The sequence below is a fragment of the Streptococcaceae bacterium ESL0687 genome (assembly GCA_029392475.1).
GTDB lineage: Bacteria > Bacillota > Bacilli > Lactobacillales > Streptococcaceae > Floricoccus.
In genome coordinates this window covers 1,055,319-1,072,579 of sequence record CP113940.1, presented here as the reverse complement: position 1 = coordinate 1,072,579, position 17,261 = coordinate 1,055,319, and the positions used below count along the sequence as shown (strand labels likewise).

At 38.5% G+C, this 17,261-nt stretch carries 15 protein-coding genes; 14 read left to right on the top strand and 1 reads right to left on the bottom strand.

The genetic code is table 11. The features are described 5' to 3' along the window. Positions 1–38: 38 nt before the first annotated feature. Both OZX60_05290 and gyrB read left to right on the top strand, forming a co-directional pair. Positions 39–632, top strand: coding sequence for an HAD-IA family hydrolase (locus OZX60_05290; GenBank protein WEV44852.1), 594 nt, complete (start codon positions 39–41; stop codon positions 630–632). Positions 633–748: 116 nt separating this feature from the next. Then, positions 749–2,698 carry a DNA topoisomerase (ATP-hydrolyzing) subunit B gene (gene gyrB / locus OZX60_05285; GenBank protein ID WEV45887.1) on the top strand — a complete coding sequence of 650 codons (1,950 nt, stop codon included), beginning with the start codon at positions 749–751 and terminating at the stop codon, positions 2,696–2,698. 43 nt (positions 2,699–2,741) lie between these two features. Here gyrB and OZX60_05280 read toward each other — a convergent pair whose 3' ends face one another. After that, positions 2,742–4,946 carry an LTA synthase family protein gene (locus OZX60_05280; GenBank protein WEV44851.1) on the bottom strand — a complete coding sequence of 735 codons (2,205 nt, stop codon included), beginning with the start codon at positions 4,944–4,946 and terminating at the stop codon, positions 2,742–2,744. Positions 4,947–5,220: 274 nt separating this feature from the next. Between OZX60_05280 and OZX60_05275 the strand changes: the two genes are divergently transcribed. The 12 genes from OZX60_05275 to OZX60_05220 all read left to right on the top strand — a co-directional run bounded on the left by OZX60_05275 (position 5,221) and on the right by OZX60_05220 (position 17,252). After that, positions 5,221–6,378 (top strand): class I SAM-dependent rRNA methyltransferase, encoded by a 1,158-nt coding sequence (locus OZX60_05275; GenBank protein WEV44850.1) that lies wholly within the window; start codon positions 5,221–5,223, stop codon positions 6,376–6,378. Beyond that, positions 6,375–7,052, top strand: a complete 678-nt coding sequence (aroD, locus tag OZX60_05270) for a type I 3-dehydroquinate dehydratase (protein WEV44849.1) — start codon at positions 6,375–6,377, stop codon at positions 7,050–7,052. Before OZX60_05275 ends, aroD begins: the two co-directional genes overlap by 4 nt. Before the next feature lie 12 nt (positions 7,053–7,064). Next, positions 7,065–7,937, top strand: a complete 873-nt coding sequence (aroE, locus tag OZX60_05265; GenBank protein WEV44848.1) for a shikimate dehydrogenase — start codon at positions 7,065–7,067, stop codon at positions 7,935–7,937. After that, on the top strand, positions 7,921–8,988 hold the full coding sequence (aroB, locus tag OZX60_05260) for a 3-dehydroquinate synthase (GenBank protein ID WEV44847.1): 1,068 nt from the start codon (positions 7,921–7,923) through the stop codon (positions 8,986–8,988). Before aroE ends, aroB begins: the two co-directional genes overlap by 17 nt. A gap of 121 nt (positions 8,989–9,109) precedes the next feature. Then, the gene (gene aroC / locus OZX60_05255; protein ID WEV44846.1) at positions 9,110–10,276 is read left to right on the top strand and encodes a chorismate synthase; all 1,167 of its coding nucleotides are present in this window, start codon (positions 9,110–9,112) and stop codon (positions 10,274–10,276) included. Between the two features lies 1 nt (position 10,277). Then, a complete protein-coding gene (locus OZX60_05250; protein ID WEV44845.1) occupies positions 10,278–11,387 on the top strand; it encodes a prephenate dehydrogenase in 1,110 nt (369 codons plus the stop codon). After that, the gene (gene aroA / locus OZX60_05245; GenBank protein WEV44844.1) at positions 11,377–12,666 is read left to right on the top strand and encodes a 3-phosphoshikimate 1-carboxyvinyltransferase; all 1,290 of its coding nucleotides are present in this window, start codon (positions 11,377–11,379) and stop codon (positions 12,664–12,666) included. Before OZX60_05250 ends, aroA begins: the two co-directional genes overlap by 11 nt. Further along, complete coding sequence (locus tag OZX60_05240) at positions 12,667–13,176, top strand: shikimate kinase (protein ID WEV44843.1); 510 nt, start codon at positions 12,667–12,669, stop codon at positions 13,174–13,176. It abuts the gene before it with no gap. Continuing rightward, positions 13,173–14,012, top strand: a complete 840-nt coding sequence (pheA, locus tag OZX60_05235) for a prephenate dehydratase (protein ID WEV44842.1) — start codon at positions 13,173–13,175, stop codon at positions 14,010–14,012. The genes OZX60_05240 and pheA overlap by 4 nt, the downstream gene beginning before the upstream one ends. Before the next feature lie 113 nt (positions 14,013–14,125). Next, positions 14,126–14,470 (top strand): YxeA family protein, encoded by a 345-nt coding sequence (locus OZX60_05230; protein WEV44841.1) that lies wholly within the window; start codon positions 14,126–14,128, stop codon positions 14,468–14,470. A gap of 25 nt (positions 14,471–14,495) precedes the next feature. Continuing rightward, the gene (locus tag OZX60_05225; protein ID WEV44840.1) at positions 14,496–15,248 is read left to right on the top strand and encodes an ABC transporter ATP-binding protein; all 753 of its coding nucleotides are present in this window, start codon (positions 14,496–14,498) and stop codon (positions 15,246–15,248) included. Next, on the top strand, positions 15,249–17,252 hold the full coding sequence (locus tag OZX60_05220; GenBank protein WEV44839.1) for an FtsX-like permease family protein: 2,004 nt from the start codon (positions 15,249–15,251) through the stop codon (positions 17,250–17,252). The last annotated feature ends 9 nt before the right edge of the window (positions 17,253–17,261 follow it).

Sequence of the window (17,261 nt, the reverse complement as noted above, 5' to 3'; positions counted from 1 at the left end):
TCTCTTCCTTATAATCTTTTTTGTGATATAATTAGCACATGAAATATGATGATTATATCTGGGACTTGGGCGGAACGCTTTTAGATAATTATGAAACATCAGCTCAAGCATTCGAAAAAACCTTAAAAAAATTTGGTATAAGTGTAAGACACCAGGAAGTTTACGATGCTTTGAGAAATTCGACCGACTATGCCGTAGATAAATTTGCAAGTGCTATCCCTGATTTCTTGGCAAGTTACAAGGAAGAGGAAAGGCTTTCGCTTGAGAAACCTGTTCTTTTTGACGGGGCCTATCAGGTATTAGAGGCTATCACGAATAAGGGTGGTAGAAACTTTATGATTAGCCATAGGAATAATCATGTTTTAGATATTTTAAAGGCAGCTGGTATAGATAAATTTTTTACAGAAGTGGTTACTAGTGATAATGGTTTTCCAAGAAAACCAAGTCCCCAATCGATTCTTTATTTAGTTGACAAGTATCAGATGGATAAACCTGTGATGATTGGTGATAGACATCTTGATATTGAAGCTGGAAACAATGCTTCAATTCCTACAATTTTCTTTTCTCTTGACGGAGAAGATAAAGAAGCAAGTTACAATGTTAAAAATTTAGAGGAGATCCTTTCTTTATAAGGATTTTCTTTTTTTTGTTGTTTAATTGGGGAATATTTGCTGGGACCAATTGCCAGGAAAAAAATTGAAGAATATGGTATAATGAAGCTAATACAATGAACACAGGAGTAAGTAAATTGGCTGATGAAATCAAAGATTTAAAAGAAAGAGCACAGGAATATGATGCTAGCCAAATACAGGTTTTGGAAGGTCTTGAAGCAGTTAGGATGCGTCCAGGAATGTATATTGGGTCAACCAGCAAGGAAGGTCTCCATCATTTAGTTTGGGAAATTGTTGATAATTCAATTGATGAGGCCCTAGCAGGTTTTGCAAGTCATATTGAGGTTATTATTGAAGCTGACAATTCAATTACAGTAATTGACGACGGACGAGGAATCCCAGTTGATATCCAGGAAAAAACTGGTCGACCTGCTGTGGAAACGGTCTTTACTGTTCTTCACGCTGGAGGAAAATTTGGCGGCGGTGGTTATAAGGTTTCAGGAGGGCTTCACGGGGTTGGTTCATCCGTAGTTAATGCCCTATCAACCCAGCTTGATGTTACCGTTCATAAAAACGGACACAAGCACTATCAGGAATATAAAAGAGGGGTTGTAGTTGATGACCTGAGGGTAATTGGTACTACAGATCTTCACGGAACGACCGTCCACTTTACTCCGGACCCTGAAATTTTTAAGGAAACAACAGAGTTTGACTTTAAGAAACTTTCAACACGGGTTCAGGAACTTGCTTTCTTAAATCGTGGTCTTAGAATTTCCATTGAGGACAAGCGGGCTGAGGATGAAAAGATTTTAAGCTACCACTATGAGGGTGGAATTCAGTCTTATGTATCCTTCATTGATGAGAAGAAGACAGTTCTTTTTGATCCACCGATTTATACCGAAGGTGAGATGGAAGATATCTCCGTTGAAGTTGCTATGCAGTATACTAGTGACTATACTTCAACAGTCCTAAGTTTTGCCAATAATATCAACACCCATGAAGGTGGAACTCATGAACAAGGATTCAGAACAGCCTTAACCCGAGTGGTAAATGATTACGGGCGTAAGAATAAACTTCTTAAGGACAATGAGGACAATCTTACAGGAGATGATATCAGAGAAGGTCTTACTGCTGTAATTTCAGTTAAGCACCCTAATCCGCAATTTGAAGGGCAGACCAAAACAAAACTAGGTAATAGTGAGGTTTCAAGAATTGTAAACCGTCTCTTCTCTGAGGCTTTAGAGCGTTTCCTTCTAGAAAACCCGCAAATTGCTAGAAAAATTGTTGAGAAGGGAATTCTTGCTAGCAAGGCCCGAATTGCTGCTAAAAGAGCCCGTGAGGTAACTCGTAAGAAATCAGGTCTTGAGATATCAAACCTACCAGGGAAACTTGCTGACTGTTCTTCAAATGATCCTGAACAAACGGAATTATTCATTGTCGAAGGAGATTCAGCCGGAGGTTCTGCAAAATCAGGACGTAACCGTGAATTTCAGGCCATTCTTCCCATTCGAGGTAAAATCCTAAATGTTGAAAAAGCCAGCATGGATAAGATTCTTGCCAATGAAGAAATTCGTTCCCTTTTTACAGCCATGGGGACAGGTTTTGGAGGAGACTTTAATGTGGAAAAAGCTCGCTATCAAAAACTAGTAATCATGACTGATGCCGATGTGGACGGAGCCCATATTAGAACCCTTCTTCTAACTCTTTTCTACCGCTATATGCGTCCAATTGTTGAAGCAGGTTATGTCTATATTGCCCAACCTCCAATTTACGGGGTTAAATCTGGCAAGACAATAAACTACATTCAACCTGGTGAAAACCAGGAAATTGAGCTTCAAAGAATGGTTGAAGAGATGTCAAATGGTCGTAGTAAGCCAGTTGTTCAAAGGTATAAAGGTCTTGGGGAAATGGATGATCACCAGCTTTGGGAAACAACCATGGATCCAGAGCATAGAACTATGGCGCGTGTCACTGTTGAGGATGCTGCAGAAGCTGATATGATTTTTGACATGCTGATGGGGGACCGGGTTGAACCTCGTCGTGACTTCATTGAAGCCAACGCAAAATACAGTACCATCGATATTTAAGATAAAAATAAAAACCTAGATTATTGTAATCTAGGTTTTTATTTTATTTTCCCTCAACTGTAGGTTCTTCTTCAGTACTTGATGATGAAGTGTTTTGTTGGTTTAAGTTGAGCTCAGGATGAAGTTCCTTATAGCTGTAGTTTTTAAAGAGATCAACGGTTGAAGTATTGTTATTTTTACTGAAGATACTTGTTGATTTATCTCCTAGTTCTTTTTCAATTTCTACTTCTTTTTTGTAACCATGGTTATAGACATAATCATCAGGATCAACTGCTTTTAAGTTGTCCTTGTCATAGAACCTTAAAAGGTCCCCACGGGTTAACTTATCACTAATGGCCAGCTGCTCAGACGCTTTAGCAGTATAGGTATCGATTAGATTCTTGGTTTCAGGTGTTGGATTTGTAATCTCTTCTCCTGTGTCAGTCTTATAGATTCGGTCGTTATAAACACTATAGTCGCTAGCAACAAAGTTTCCATTATCCCTAAAGGCTACAAGATTTTCATGGTCTTTACTTAGGAGGTCTTGTCCTAGTTGTAGGTACTTACTTGTATCAATTCCCAGTAGGTGAAGCATGGTAGGTAGGTTATCAACTTCTCCGCCAAAGGTGTGGTTGACGTAACCCTTATCTTGACCCGGTAGTACAATCATATAAGGAACCCTTTGGAGCATGGCATTGTCATAAGATGACCAGGTTTCTTTTTTCTTACCAAGTAAGGCCGCAAGATCTGGATTTCTTGAATTTGATATTCCGTAGTGGTCTCCGTAAAGGACGATCATTGAGTTATCGTAAACGCCAGTTGCCTTTAAGTAATCAAAGAATTCCTTAACAGCTTGATCAAGGTAGTTTGCTGTCGCAAAGTAGCCATTGATGGTATCATCATCAGTTTTGGCAATAGGGAAACCTTCATCTTCGTTTTTAAATTGCGAGTAAGGATAGTGATTACTTACAGTAATAAATTTTGTATAAAAGGGCTGTTGGAGGTGTTCAAGATACTCGATTGATTGACCGAAGAAATACTTGTCGTGAAGGCCGTACTGGAAGGAGTTGTCCTTTGTAACGTCAAAGTAACTTTGGTCAAAGAAGTAATCGTAGCCCAGGTGTTTATAGGTTTCATTACGGTTCCAGAAGGTCCCGGCATTTCCGTGGAAGACAGCACTAGTATAGCCAGCTGTTTGGTCCAGGATGGCAGGAGTCGCCTGGAAGGTATTTTTTCCACCGTTTTGAACAAAGAGGGACCCTTGGGTTAGTCCAAAGAAGGAATTTTCCATTAGGGTTTCAGCGTCAGATGTTTTTCCGGCCTTAACCTGGTGGAAGAAGTTATCAAAGGCAAAGGTTTCCTTGCCGTGGAAGAGTGAGTTTAAAAAAGGTGTGACCTCGTGTTCAACTCCCTGTTCGTCTTTTAGTTTGTAGTCAATTAGAAACTGCTGGAAGCTTTCCAGGTGAATGTAGATGACATTGCGGCCCTTGGCTATTCCGTAGTAGTCAGGATTAGGGTTGGCATAGTGTTTACTAACGTATTCTTCGACTGAGTTTAGGTCCTCAGGGGTAGCTACATTTCTAATTTGATTGATTTTATAGGTATTTATGGCATCGTAGGTAATAAATGGTTGAAGACCCAAGTATCTTACGATATAGGTGTTTGAAAATCCCCTGGTTAGAAGCTCAGGACGGTCAACCTCTGCTAAAAAGAGATTCATCGAAAAAAGAAGGATTGAAAACATTGAAATGGCAATGCTTGCTTTTTTCTTAATCGGACGAGAGTCCCTTTTGATAAACTTGGTTCTAAATAAAAGAGCCAGGATAGGGAAATCAATGATATAGAAGAGATCCCAGGGGCGGAAGAGATTAATGGCTGATTCCCCAAGTCCAGCGGATACCTTACTTGATCCCTTGATGGTATTTAAGGTAATAAAATCAGAGAATTCTCTAAAGTAAACTGAGTTAGAAAAGAGCCAAAGGGATAGAGCTATGAAGATTATCCATTCTAGGCTGTAGAAAACTTTTGAATTCTTAAAGTAAAGGGGGAGGGCTAAAAGGAGGATGGCTGTTGGTAGCGGGTTAAAGATAGCCAAAAGAGTCTGATAGGAATTCTCAAGGTCAAGGTTAAAATCAACAAAGTATGCAAACATTGATTTTAGCCACAATAAAATAACCAGTAAAAGAACAAAACCAAGACGCGTTCCTATAATGTTTCTTATTTTTTTCAACAAAATTAACACCTGAATTCTATAAAATATTTCTGTCATGAATCTTTGTGCCTTAGAAGGCACAGTCATTTCTTTATTTTACTATTTACCTTTATAAAAAGCAAAGTAAATTGCGATTGCGCCCTATATGCTAGTCCTTTAATCCTAAAGTAACCTTAAAGTATTCTTAAAGTTTACAACCGGTGAATAATCAGTAGACCAGCACCTAATTTTACTGGACGATTATAGGAGGAAGGAGATAGGTTTTTATGTTATAATGTTAACTAATTAAAGCAAGAAGAAGCTTTTTGGAGTTGAGGAGTAAACTTTTTATATGATAAATTTACAAATAAATAAAAAATTTGAGCAAAAGATTAAATCTGGTGTTGAGTTGATTGATGAGAAGGATATCTCTCTCTTACCAGCTGATGGATATGCCAGGTTAACCTTTAATGGAGAATTTAGGGCCTTGGCTTATTTTTCACCGCAAAATAAGGGGATTGGCTGGATTATCAGTAAAAGGGAGAAGGAAGTCTCTCTTGATTTTCTGAAGGAAATTTTTACTAGGGCTAAGGCCAAAAGAAGTCATTACTACAGGGATGAATTGACAACAGCCTTTCGTTTATTCAATCAGGATGGTGATAATTTTGGTGGTCTGACCGTTGACCTCTATAATGATTTTGCTCTTTTTTCTTGGTATAACCCCTTTATCTATAGCCAAAAAGAACTTATTGTTAAAGCCTTTAAGGAGGTATTCCCAGAACTTTCTGGAGCTTATGAAAAGTTAAGATTTAAACCGGCAAGCCATGAATCGGCTCATCTTTACGGGGAGCAGAAAGAGGGTAAATTTACCATTCTCGAAAATGGCGTTAGCTACTCAGTCTTTTTAGATGACGGTCTTATGACAGGGATTTTCTTGGACCAACATGAGGTGAGAAATCAGCTGGTTGAAGGGTTTGCTGCAGGTCTTGATGTTCTAAATACCTTTAGCTATACAGCAGCCTTCTCAGTAGCAGCAGCAGCTGGTGGAGCAAGGTCAACTGCTAGTGTGGACTTGGCTAAAAGAAGCATTGAATTATCAGGAGATAATTTTTTAGCAAATGGTTTTAGCCTTGATGACAATAAATTTGTGGTCATGGATATCTTTGAATATTTCAAGTATGCCAAAAGACATAATCTGAAATTCGATGTGATAATTTTAGATCCACCAAGTTTTGCAAGGAATAAAAAACAGGTATTCTCAGTGGCCAAGGACTACCACAAGTTAATATCTGAATCTCTCTCCCTTTTAAATAAAGGTGGAAAGATCATTGCAAGCACTAATGCTCAAAATCTAAGTTCTAAGAAGTTTGAAGAGCAGTTGCAGCTTGGTTTTGGTAGTAAGAATTTTAAAATCCTTGAGAAAATGTCCCTTCCAGCTGATTTTGCCATCAACCAGCATGATAAATTCAGTGACTATTTGAAAGTTTATTTATTAGAGGTGGTTAAATGACAGAGCTAGTTGTATCCATTAATCCAAGAAATATTCAAGATATAAATTCGATTCAGGTAAAAAACCTTGCAGGAGCTGACGTAATTGAATGGCGGGCTGATTATCTGGGAAGCCAGGAGGAGATATTTGAACTGGCACCATTGATTTTCGAAAAATTCATCGGCTTAAATATTTTATTTACCCTAAGAACCATTCACGAAGGTGGGCTTATGAATGTTTCTAGTGAGGAATACATAGACATATTAAAGGGAATCATGGCCTATTCTCCGAGATTTATCGATATTGAGTATTTTTCTTATCCAGAAGCCCTCGAAGCCCTATCAGACTATAAGGACCAGATTGTTCTAAGTTGCCATGATTTTGTCAAAATCCCAGAGGATTTATCAAACAAACTTGAAAAGATGATTGCAGCTGATTGCTATCTAACCAAATTTGCTGGTATGCCAACCTCTAAAAGGGATGTTCTTGATTTGATGACCTTAACTGAAGAGATGACAAAGGCTCATCCTAAGGTTAAGATTGCTACTATTGCCATGGGTGAACTTGGCAAACTTTCAAGAATTTCAGGTTATTTAACTGGAAGTGCTTGGACCTTTGTAAACCTCGGTAAGGAGACAGCACCTGGTCAGATTCCTTTAAATGATGCCCGTAAGATACTAGATATTTTAGAGTAGGTAGGTGGCCAGATGGAAATAAATGGTTATACAAGACTTGCGGCAGTTGTCGCAAATCCCATTAAACATAGCAATTCCCCCTTTATTCATAATAGGGCCTTTGACCTTACTTCTGTCAACGGGGCATATCTTGCCTTTGAAGTAGAAGCTGATAAATTAAAGGATGTAATTTCAAGCATTAAAAGCTTAAACATGTACGGAATCAATCTATCCATGCCCTATAAGAAAATGTCTTTGGAATATGTTGATGAATTGAGCCCTGTAGCATCCTTAATTGGTGCCATAAATACCATTGTTTTGAGGGAAGATGGTAGTTTATTTGGCCATAGTACTGATGGGCTTGGTTTTTTCAAGAGCCTGGGTTCTTATCAGGTTAAAAATCAGGAAATAACTATCTTGGGTGGTGGAGGTGCAGGCCTTGCCATAATTGCTGAAGCCTGCCTTCAAGGGTCTAAAAAAATTAATGTCTTTAATAGGAAGTCGCAAAACTTTGCTCCTTTGCAGGAAAAACTAGGTCAAATAGCTGAGGCAACTAAGACGCCAATCGAATTGTACGACTTGGCTGATCAGGATATCCTGCAAGAGGCTATTAGTAGATCAAGTCTTTTAGTAAATACGACAAGTATTGGTATGAAAGATCGTACCCTCCCCCTTTCTGAAAGGATTATCCTTAATCCTCAAATTTTAGTAGCAGATATTATTTATGAACCATCTGAAACTGCCTTTCTAAGCTGGGCTAAAAAGCAGGGCGCCAAAACAATAAATGGTTTGGGGATGCTTGTTTACCAAGCCGCTGAGAGTTATAAGCTATGGACAGGCTTTGAAATGCCTAGTGAACTTATAAAAGAAGAACTGGAGAAGAAAATTTATGAAACTAGAAGTTAATTTAAAAACCCATCCCTATGAGATTTTAATTGAAAGAGGTTCTTTTGATAATTTAGGAAGCTGGGTTAAAAGCCTTTGGCAACCACAGAAGATAGTGATTATTACTGATAATAATGTTGGTGATTTGTATGCTGAAAAGGCCAAGTTACTTTTAGAAGAAGCAGGCTTTGAGACAGAAGTTTTCTGCTTCTTACAAGGAGAAGCCAGCAAGAATCTTACAACTGTAAGTTTGGCCTATGATTTCTTAGCAGACTTTGGTATGACACGCTCAGATGGAATTATTGCCCTGGGTGGTGGTGTTGTCGGTGATTTGGCAGGATTTGTGGCTTCTTCTTACATGAGGGGAATCCATTTCTTACAAATTCCAACGACTTTGCTGGCTCAAGTTGATAGTTCTGTTGGTGGAAAAACAGGGGTTAACACCAAGAAAGCCAAGAATCTAGTTGGAGCCTTTGCTCAACCTGACGGAGTTTTAATTGACCCTAACCTTTTAAAAACCTTGGATGACCGAAGAATTAGAGAAGGTATTGCAGAGATTGTAAAGGCAGCTTTAATTGCTGATGAAAATCTTTGGCAAGAACTCCTTGAAATGACTGATGAACATGATCTTTTGGACAATCACGCAGAAGAAGTAATTCTTGCAGCCTGCGAGGTTAAAAGAGCAGCTGTCCTAGAAGATGAATTTGATAATGGTCAGCGTCTTACTCTAAACTTTGGCCATACTATCGGTCATGCCATTGAAGCAATCTCAGGTTACGGGGTGGTAACCCACGGTGAAGGGGTGGCCCTTGGAATGAGCCAGATGAGTAAGGTTGCTGAGGAAAAAGGACTTATGGCTCAGGGAATTACCAAAAAAATCACCGATATGCTTGAAAAATTCAACCTTCCTACAAGTAAGGATGATTGGGATGAAGAAGTTCTATATGAAGCCCTAACCCTTGATAAAAAAGCACGCGGAAGCAAGATTAAGACCATTATTGTCCCAGAAATTGGGCAGGCAAAAATTAATGTCATTGACCTAGTCGAAATGAAAGATTACTTAAAAAAATAAAAAGGCCGTGAAAAGAAGATCCTTTTCACCCCTTTTATTAGAGGGCAAGAAGAAAAATTACAGATTTATCTAATTAGTTAGCAGCTTTACAAGATAGATTTGATTTTAAAAGGAGAGATTGATGAGATACTTTACAGCAGGTGAGTCCCATGGACCAGAACTTACAGCAATAATAGAAGGCCTACCAGCAGGACTTAGCCTAACTGATGAGGATATAAATGTTGAATTAAAGAAAAGACAAGGTGGTTATGGCCGCGGCGGCCGAATGAAGATTGAAAGCGACAAGGTTCGTTTTACAAGTGGTCTTCGCCACGGAAAAACTCTGGGAAGTCCCCTGACTATGGTAGTAGAAAATAAGGACTTTAAAAACTGGACTGAGATTATGGCTTCTTATGAGGTTGATGACAAGATCAAAAAACAAAGAAGGCTAACCAAACCAAGACCCGGGCATGCAGACCTTGTTGGTGGTATGAAATACAAGTTTGATGATTTGAGAAATGTTCTTGAAAGATCAAGTGCTAGGGAAACAACCATGAGAGTAGCCATTGGAGCGGTGGCTAAAAAACTTCTAGCAGAGCTTGGGGTTAATATTGCCTCTCATGTGGTAAACTTCGGTGGAATTGAGGTTGTCCTACCAGAAGAGCTTACTGTATCTGACATTAAAAGGGAAACTGAAAAATCTGAGGTTAGGATTGTAAACCCTGCTCATGAAGATCAAATTAAAGTCTATATCGATGAAATCAAAAAAAATGGTGACACCATTGGTGGAGTCATTGAGGTCAGGGCAGAAAATTTACCAGCAGGTCTTGGATCATACGTTCAGTGGGATAGAAAACTTGATGGAAAAATTGCCCAAGCTGTTTTGTCAATCAATGCCTTTAAGGGAGTCGAGTTTGGTCTAGGCTTTGAAAGCGGGAAAAGACCTGGTAGTCAGGTCATGGATGAAATAGTCTGGTCCGAGGAAGAAGGTTACACCCGTTCTTCTAATAAGCTTGGTGGCTTTGAAGGGGGAATGACTAACGGTGAGGATATAATCGTTAGAGGTGTGATGAAACCAATTCCTACCCTTTATAAACCCCTTATGAGTGTTGATATGGAAACCCACGAGCCTTATAAGGCTCAAGTAGAAAGAAGTGATCCAACGGCAGTTCCAGCGGCAGGTCTTGTTATGGAAAATGTTGTTGCCACTGTACTTGCAGCTGAAATCTTAGATAAATTTACTAGTGATAATTTCTCTGATTTAAAGGCAAGTTTTGAGGCCTACAAGTCAGGATTAAAGGACTTTTAAAATGAGTAAAAAAGTCTTGATTGCAGGTATTGGATTAATCGGAGGTTCCCTGGCTCTAGCCATTAAAAAGACGCATCCAAGCTATCAAGTTCTTGCCTTTGACTCAAATCAAGAGTCTCTCAAGCAGGCCCAAGACTTACAAATGATTGATGGCTTTATAGGAAAAAATGAATTAGCATCTGAGCTAGCAAGTTTTGACTATATCATCCTGGCCCTTCCAGTTGAAAAATCAATTGACTTGCTGGAATTTATCAGCCAGTTTGATCTTAAACCAGGGCTTATTATAACGGATGTTTCCTCAACCAAGGCTCTAATTGTTAAAAGAGCTGAGGACTTGTTTGCAGGTAGAGATGTAAGTTTTGTCGGAGGTCACCCCATGGCTGGGAGCCATAAGTCTGGTGTCCTTGCTGCAAATCTAAGTCTCTTTGAAAATGCCTACTATGTTTTGTCAAAAAGCCAGGTATCAAAGGATGCAGATCTTGATAAAATTAAGAGTCTTCTTGCAGGCAGTGGAGCAACTTTTATTGAGCTATCAGCTTCAGAACATGACCAGGTGACCAGTCAACTAAGTCACTTCCCCCATGTTCTAGCAGCCATGCTGGTTAGGCAATCCAAAAATTATGCCAAGGATCATCCAGCGACTGAATTTTTAGCTGCTGGAGGATTTAGGGACATGACCCGAATTGCTTCAAGTGATGCTCAGATGTGGACAGATATCTTGATGACCAACAAGGAGTATGTGGCAGAGAGAATTAATGACTTTGCAGGTCTTTTGGGCGACTTAAAAGATAGTATTCTTGCAGGAGATCAACTTGCCCTCTATGAATTTTTTGACGGGGCGCGTGAGCAAAGAAAAAGCATGCAAATTCATAATGGAGCCATACCTAATTTTTATGATCTTTATGTTAATGTACCAGATAAGACTGGGGTTATTCATGAAATTTTAGGTTATTTAACCGATGCTGGTATTTCGATTATAAATATAAGAATTATCGAAAACAGGGAAGAAATTATGGGTGGTCTAAAATTATCCTTTAGAAGCTCTAAAGATTTAGACAAGGCCCAAACAATTATAGAAGAAAAGACAGGATATAAGGTATATGAAACTTAAGACAAATAGTAGGGGACTTAGGGGGACAATCAAGGTTCCAGGTGACAAATCGATATCACATAGGTCAATTATTTTTGGATCAATTGCTCAAGGTGTAACCAAGGTTCATGACATCCTAAGAGGAGAGGATGTTTTAAGTACCATTGGAGTCTTTAGGGATTTGGGTGTACCAATTGAAGATGACGGTCAGCTGGTAACAATTACAGGTAGGGGTTTTGATGGCTTTAAAAAACCTAACAAGGCCCTAGATATGGGAAACTCTGGAACAAGTATTAGACTTATTTCAGGAGTTCTTGCTGGAAGTGACTTTGAGGTTGAAATGTTTGGCGACAAGTCTCTTTCTAAAAGACCCATGGACAGGGTGGTTGATCCTCTAAGTGACATGGGTGTTGATATTCACGGGCAGACTGAAAAAGCCTTTCCTCCACTGACAGAAAAGGGAACATCAAACCTTAAACCAATTAACTACAAGCTTCCTGTAGCAAGTGCCCAGGTTAAATCAGCCTTAATTTTTGCTGCCCTCCAGGCTGACGGAGAATCAACAATTATTGAGAAAAAATTGACTCGTAACCATACTGAGGATATGATTGTCCAATTTGGTGGTCAGATTGATATCGATGGTAAAACAATTAAGGTCAAGGGAGGCCAGAAGTTACAAGGGCAGGAAATTACTGTTCCAGGTGACATCTCAAGTGCTGCCTTTTTCCTAGTAGCTGGTTTAATTACACCAAATAGTAAGATTGAGCTTGAAAATGTAGGAATCAACCCAACAAGAACTGGAATTCTTGATGTTATCAAAAACATGGGCGGAAAGATTGACATCAAGGAAAATCCTTCCAAAGCCAATCTTTCAGCGACTATTACCGTTGAAACAAGCGAACTTAAGGGCACTGAAATTTCAGGTGATATTATTCCAAGGCTGATTGATGAATTACCTATTATTGCTCTTTTAGCAACCCAGGCTGAGGGTGTTACAGTTATTAAGGATGCAGCAGAACTTAAGGTTAAGGAAACTAACCGGATAGATGCTGTTGCAGCAGAACTTACCAAGCTTGGAGCTGATATAAAACCAACTGATGACGGACTTATTATTACAGGTCCAACAAAACTTAAGGGAGATGCCGGTCTTTTAAGCTACCATGATCATAGGATTGGGATGATGGGAGCCATTGCTGCCTTGATAGTTGAGGAAGGTTCAGTTGATCTTGAAGGATCAGAGGCCATTCCAGTGAGCTATCCTAACTTTTTTGAAGACCTGGCAAGTCTAGAGGAAAAATAGATGGCGATTATCCTTTTAGGCTTCATGGCTAGTGGAAAAACAACCCTTGGTAAAAAACTTGCTGAAGAACTTGATTTAGCTTATATTGACTTGGACCAAGAGATTGAAAAAGAACTTGGAATGACCATCTCTGAATATTTTAAAGAGGCAGGTGAGGAGTCCTTTAGAAAGATTGAAAACCAGCTTTTAAGGGATTTATCAGATCAAGAGGCAATTCTTGCTACAGGTGGTGGAATCGTTGAACTTTCAAGTAACCGAGATATTTTAAGAACTAACAACCAAAATATCTATCTTGCCGCTGATTTTTCTGACCTCTATCAAAGGATTGCAGCGGATAAGAACAATGTTAGACCCCTCTTTTTAAATAACAGTAAGGGTGATTTGGAAGAAATCTACCAAAGAAGATGTCCATTTTATAGTAATCTAGCTCATCTGACAGTTGACGTAAATCGCCCTCTGGCTGATATTATGCCTGAGCTAGTAGCTTATGTTAGGGAGGAGGACCAATGAAAGTAGGTTTTTTAGGTCCCAAAGGATCATTTACTTATATGGCCAGTCACCTAACCTTCCCCCAGGAAGATTTGATCGCCCAAGCAAGTATCACCTCTTTGATTAAGGAGTATGAGGAAGGCCTTCTTGACTATGCAGTTGTTCCCCTTGAAAATTCGATAGAAGGTAGTGTCCATCAAACAGTGGACTATCTTTATCATCAGGGTGATTTAAAGACTGTAGCTGAACTTGTTCTACCTATTAGGCAGCAGCTTATGGTTAAGGGACAGGTGGTAGAAATTGAAAAAATTTATTCCCATCCGCAGGCTCTCGCCCAAAGCGAGAAGTTTATCCAGGAAAATTATCCCGCAGCTAGCCTTGAAATAACAGAAAGTACGGCCCTTGCCGCAAAATATGTTTCTGAAAATCCAGGTAAAAATATTGCAGCTATTGCTCCTAAACTTTCTGCTAGGACTTATGGCTTAGAGATTGTAGCTGAGGATATTCAGGAGATGGAGGATAATAATACTCGTTTTTGGATTCTTGGTAGGAAAGATTTAAATTTAGATCTTATAAATAATGAAATTAAATCTTCCATTGCCTTTACCTTGCCCAATAATAATCCGGGTGCCCTTTATCAGGTCCTTAAGGTATTTGCTGACAAAAAGATTAACCTTTCAAAAATTGAATCTAGACCACTAAAAACCGTTTTAGGGGAATATTTCTTCTTGATTGACTTTATCAGTGATAAGACCGAGGCCGACCAGGTTATTGAGGGTATTAGACTTGCTGGTTCACAGGTTAAGGATTTGGGTAGCTACAAGGTTTATAATCTCTCTATGGATAATTTACTTTAAAAGTTTTGTCTGACAAATTTGTAAGAAAAAAAAGGTATCATGTAAGCTTTTGATACCTTTTTTGGTATATAATGACTACATAAAAGTGTAAGAAAGAGAGAAATTATATATATATGAAAAAATTTATTGCTAGTCTGGTTGTAGTCTTTGCCCTGATTTTTGCTGGAGGTTATGCATGGTATCAAGCAAGCTACGGCGGACAAACTTACTATGTACAGGTTCAAGGAGAAGGTGAAAGAAAGACTGACACAGATTCTCAAGGTAAGGTTTACGGGTCTTATGAATATACCCTTGAAGGGAAAGATAAGTCTGGTAACAGCAAAAGTTTAACCTTTGAAAATGGGCAAGACAAGCCAATGAAGCAAAATGCTTGGCTTAAGGTTACCTATAATAAGGACAAGGGAGTAACTAGCTGGACTGAGGTTTCCCTAAACGATGTACCTGAAAAGGCAAAATAATAATTAAGGAAAAAGGAGTAATATTATGTTATTAGAAGTAAATCACTTACAAAAAGTATTTAAAACTCGTTTCTCAAAAGAGGAAACAACAGCCCTTCGTGATGTAAACTTTACGGTTGAAGAGGGTGAATATATTGCTATCATGGGTGAATCTGGATCAGGTAAGACAACCCTATTAAATATCCTTGCAACCCTTGAAAAACCAAGTGGCGGACGAGTGGTCTTAAATGGGGAAGATATTACTAAAATCAATGAAAAGGATCTGGCTAAATTTAGGCGTAAACACTTAGGATTTGTCTTCCAAGACTTTAACCTACTTGATACTCTATCAGTACGTGATAACATTTACCTACCAATGGTTCTTTCAAGAGCTAAGGTTAAGGAAATGGAAAGACGCCTTAATATTTTAGCACCTAAGCTTAATATTACAAAACTGCTTAACAAGCAACCATTTGAATTATCAGGTGGACAAAAGCAAAGGGTGGCTGTTGCGCGTGCCTTGATTACTCAACCTGAGATGATCCTAGCTGACGAACCAACAGCAGCTCTTGACTTTAAAAACAGTGAAGACTTACTAGATTTATTTGAGGAAATTAACAATGAAGGACAAACAATCCTTATGGTTACTCACTCAAGTCTGGCTGCAAGTCACGCTAAACGTGTTCTTTTCATTAAAGATGGTCAAATCTTCCACCAACTTTATAAGTCAGACAAATCAGCCGCTGAATTTAACAAGGAAATTAACCTCACAATGAGTGTCCTACTAGGAGGTGAGTAAATGTTTTATCTAAAACTTGCTATCAACAATATTAGAAAGTCATTTTCTAATTTTGCTCCCTTCCTGCTAGCATCAACAGTTATGTATGTTATGAACTTAATCATAGCAACCATCCTTTTCAGCCCAAGTATTGATAACATGAAGAGTGGTGCCACTGTTGTAAGGACCCTTATGGGGATGGGGCTGGTTATAATTTCAGCCTTTGCGGTTGTAATTCTTGTCTATGGTTATCGTTTCCTGGTTAAAAGAAGAACCAAGGAATTCGGTCTTTATGAGATCTTAGGACTCAGTAAGGCCCAAATAGCTCACATTTCCCTTGATGAGTTGATTATCCTGTTTGTGACAACTGTCCTTGCAGGTACTCTTATCGGTTTAATCCTAGCTAAATTCCTTTTCTTAATTTTAGTTAGTTTGATTGATGGAAGTAACTTTGGTCTTGAATTTTCAAGCCAGGCGATTATCGTCGTTAGCTTGATTTTCCTAGCTATTTTCTTCCTGTTAGCTATCATTAGTACCATAACCATCCAAAAAAATTCTTCCCTTAACCTCCTTAAGGAAGAAAGTCGCGGTGAGAAGGAACCTAAGGCCAACTTTATCTTTGCCTTTCTAAGTGTCATCCTAATCGGTATCGGTTACTATATGGCAGTAACTGTTAAAAATCCAATGACAGCTTTAACTAACTTCTTTATAGCAGTAATCTTAGTTATCGTTGGTACCTACCTATTCTATTTAAGCTTTACCATCTGGCTTTTAAGACGTCAGAAGGCTAATAAAAATTACTACTACCAACCTAAACATTTCATTACTGTAAGTTCTCTACTTTACCGAATGAAACAAAATGCGGTAGGACTTGCAAATATCACAGTTTTAGTTGCTATGACCTTTGTAACCCTAGCCATCACAGTTGGTCTTCATACAGGGGTTAAGGATGTTGTAAACCAAGCCTTCCCTCAGGATACTAATACTCATGTTGGAGCTTCTGGTGTCTCTGTAAATGACTTTGATTTAATTGTAAAAAGCACTACAGCAGCACCAAAACTTAGCGTTCAGTATATGGAAGCTAACTCAACAACAGTAATTGCACCAGATCAAACTGACTTAGTAGTTGACGGTTCTTCAGATAATGTAAGCATTACTAACTTTGCAAGCCTTAAATTCTTAGCCCGTGAAGATTTAGTTAAAATCGGTAATGAGGACCTACCAGAAATTTCTGGTAATGAGGTTATCCTTGTTAACGCAGTTGGAAAATCACAACTTAAAAATATTGACTGGTATGGTCAAAAGTTAGTGGTTAAAGACATTGTAGAAGATATTAAAAATGTATCAAATGAAATGTCAGGTGTTAACAGTTTCTACCTTATTTTCCCAACTGAAGAAGCTTTAAATAACTTTGTTAATGCTTCTAATGAGAAGAATGAGGAGCTTGGAGCAAGTACAGGTTCATTTAGTCTAATGCTTGCAAGCATGCAAGGATTTACAAATGTTTCAAGCCAGGATCAAGCAACCTTCAAGGAAGAATTTGAAAGAAATGTCAAGGCTGTTCAACAAGGAACAGGACAAAGTAATTTAACTATGGCTTACAAGTCAGATCTTAAAGCAAGTATGAATGAATTTACTGGAAGCTTCCTCTTTATCGGATTTACCCTTGGTGTAACCTTCATTCTTGGTGCTGCTCTAATCATCTACTACAAGCAAGTATCAGAAGGTGCTCAGGATAAACGTAACTTTAAGATTCTTCAAGAGGTTGGACTATCAAAAGAAGAAGTTGCTTCAACTATTAAGAGTCAAGTTGTTATGGTCTTCTTCATGCCAATAGCCCTTGCTATTACCCACTTTGCCTTTGCCTTTATCATGATTAAAAAATTACTTGCCATCTTTGGTGTAACAAATGGTAATTTAATTCTTATGGTAAGTTTAATTACAATTTTAGTTGTGGCTGTAGTCTACTACCTAATCTACAAACTAACATCAAAAGTTTACTACAACATAGTTGAAAGAAATTAAATAGCAAAA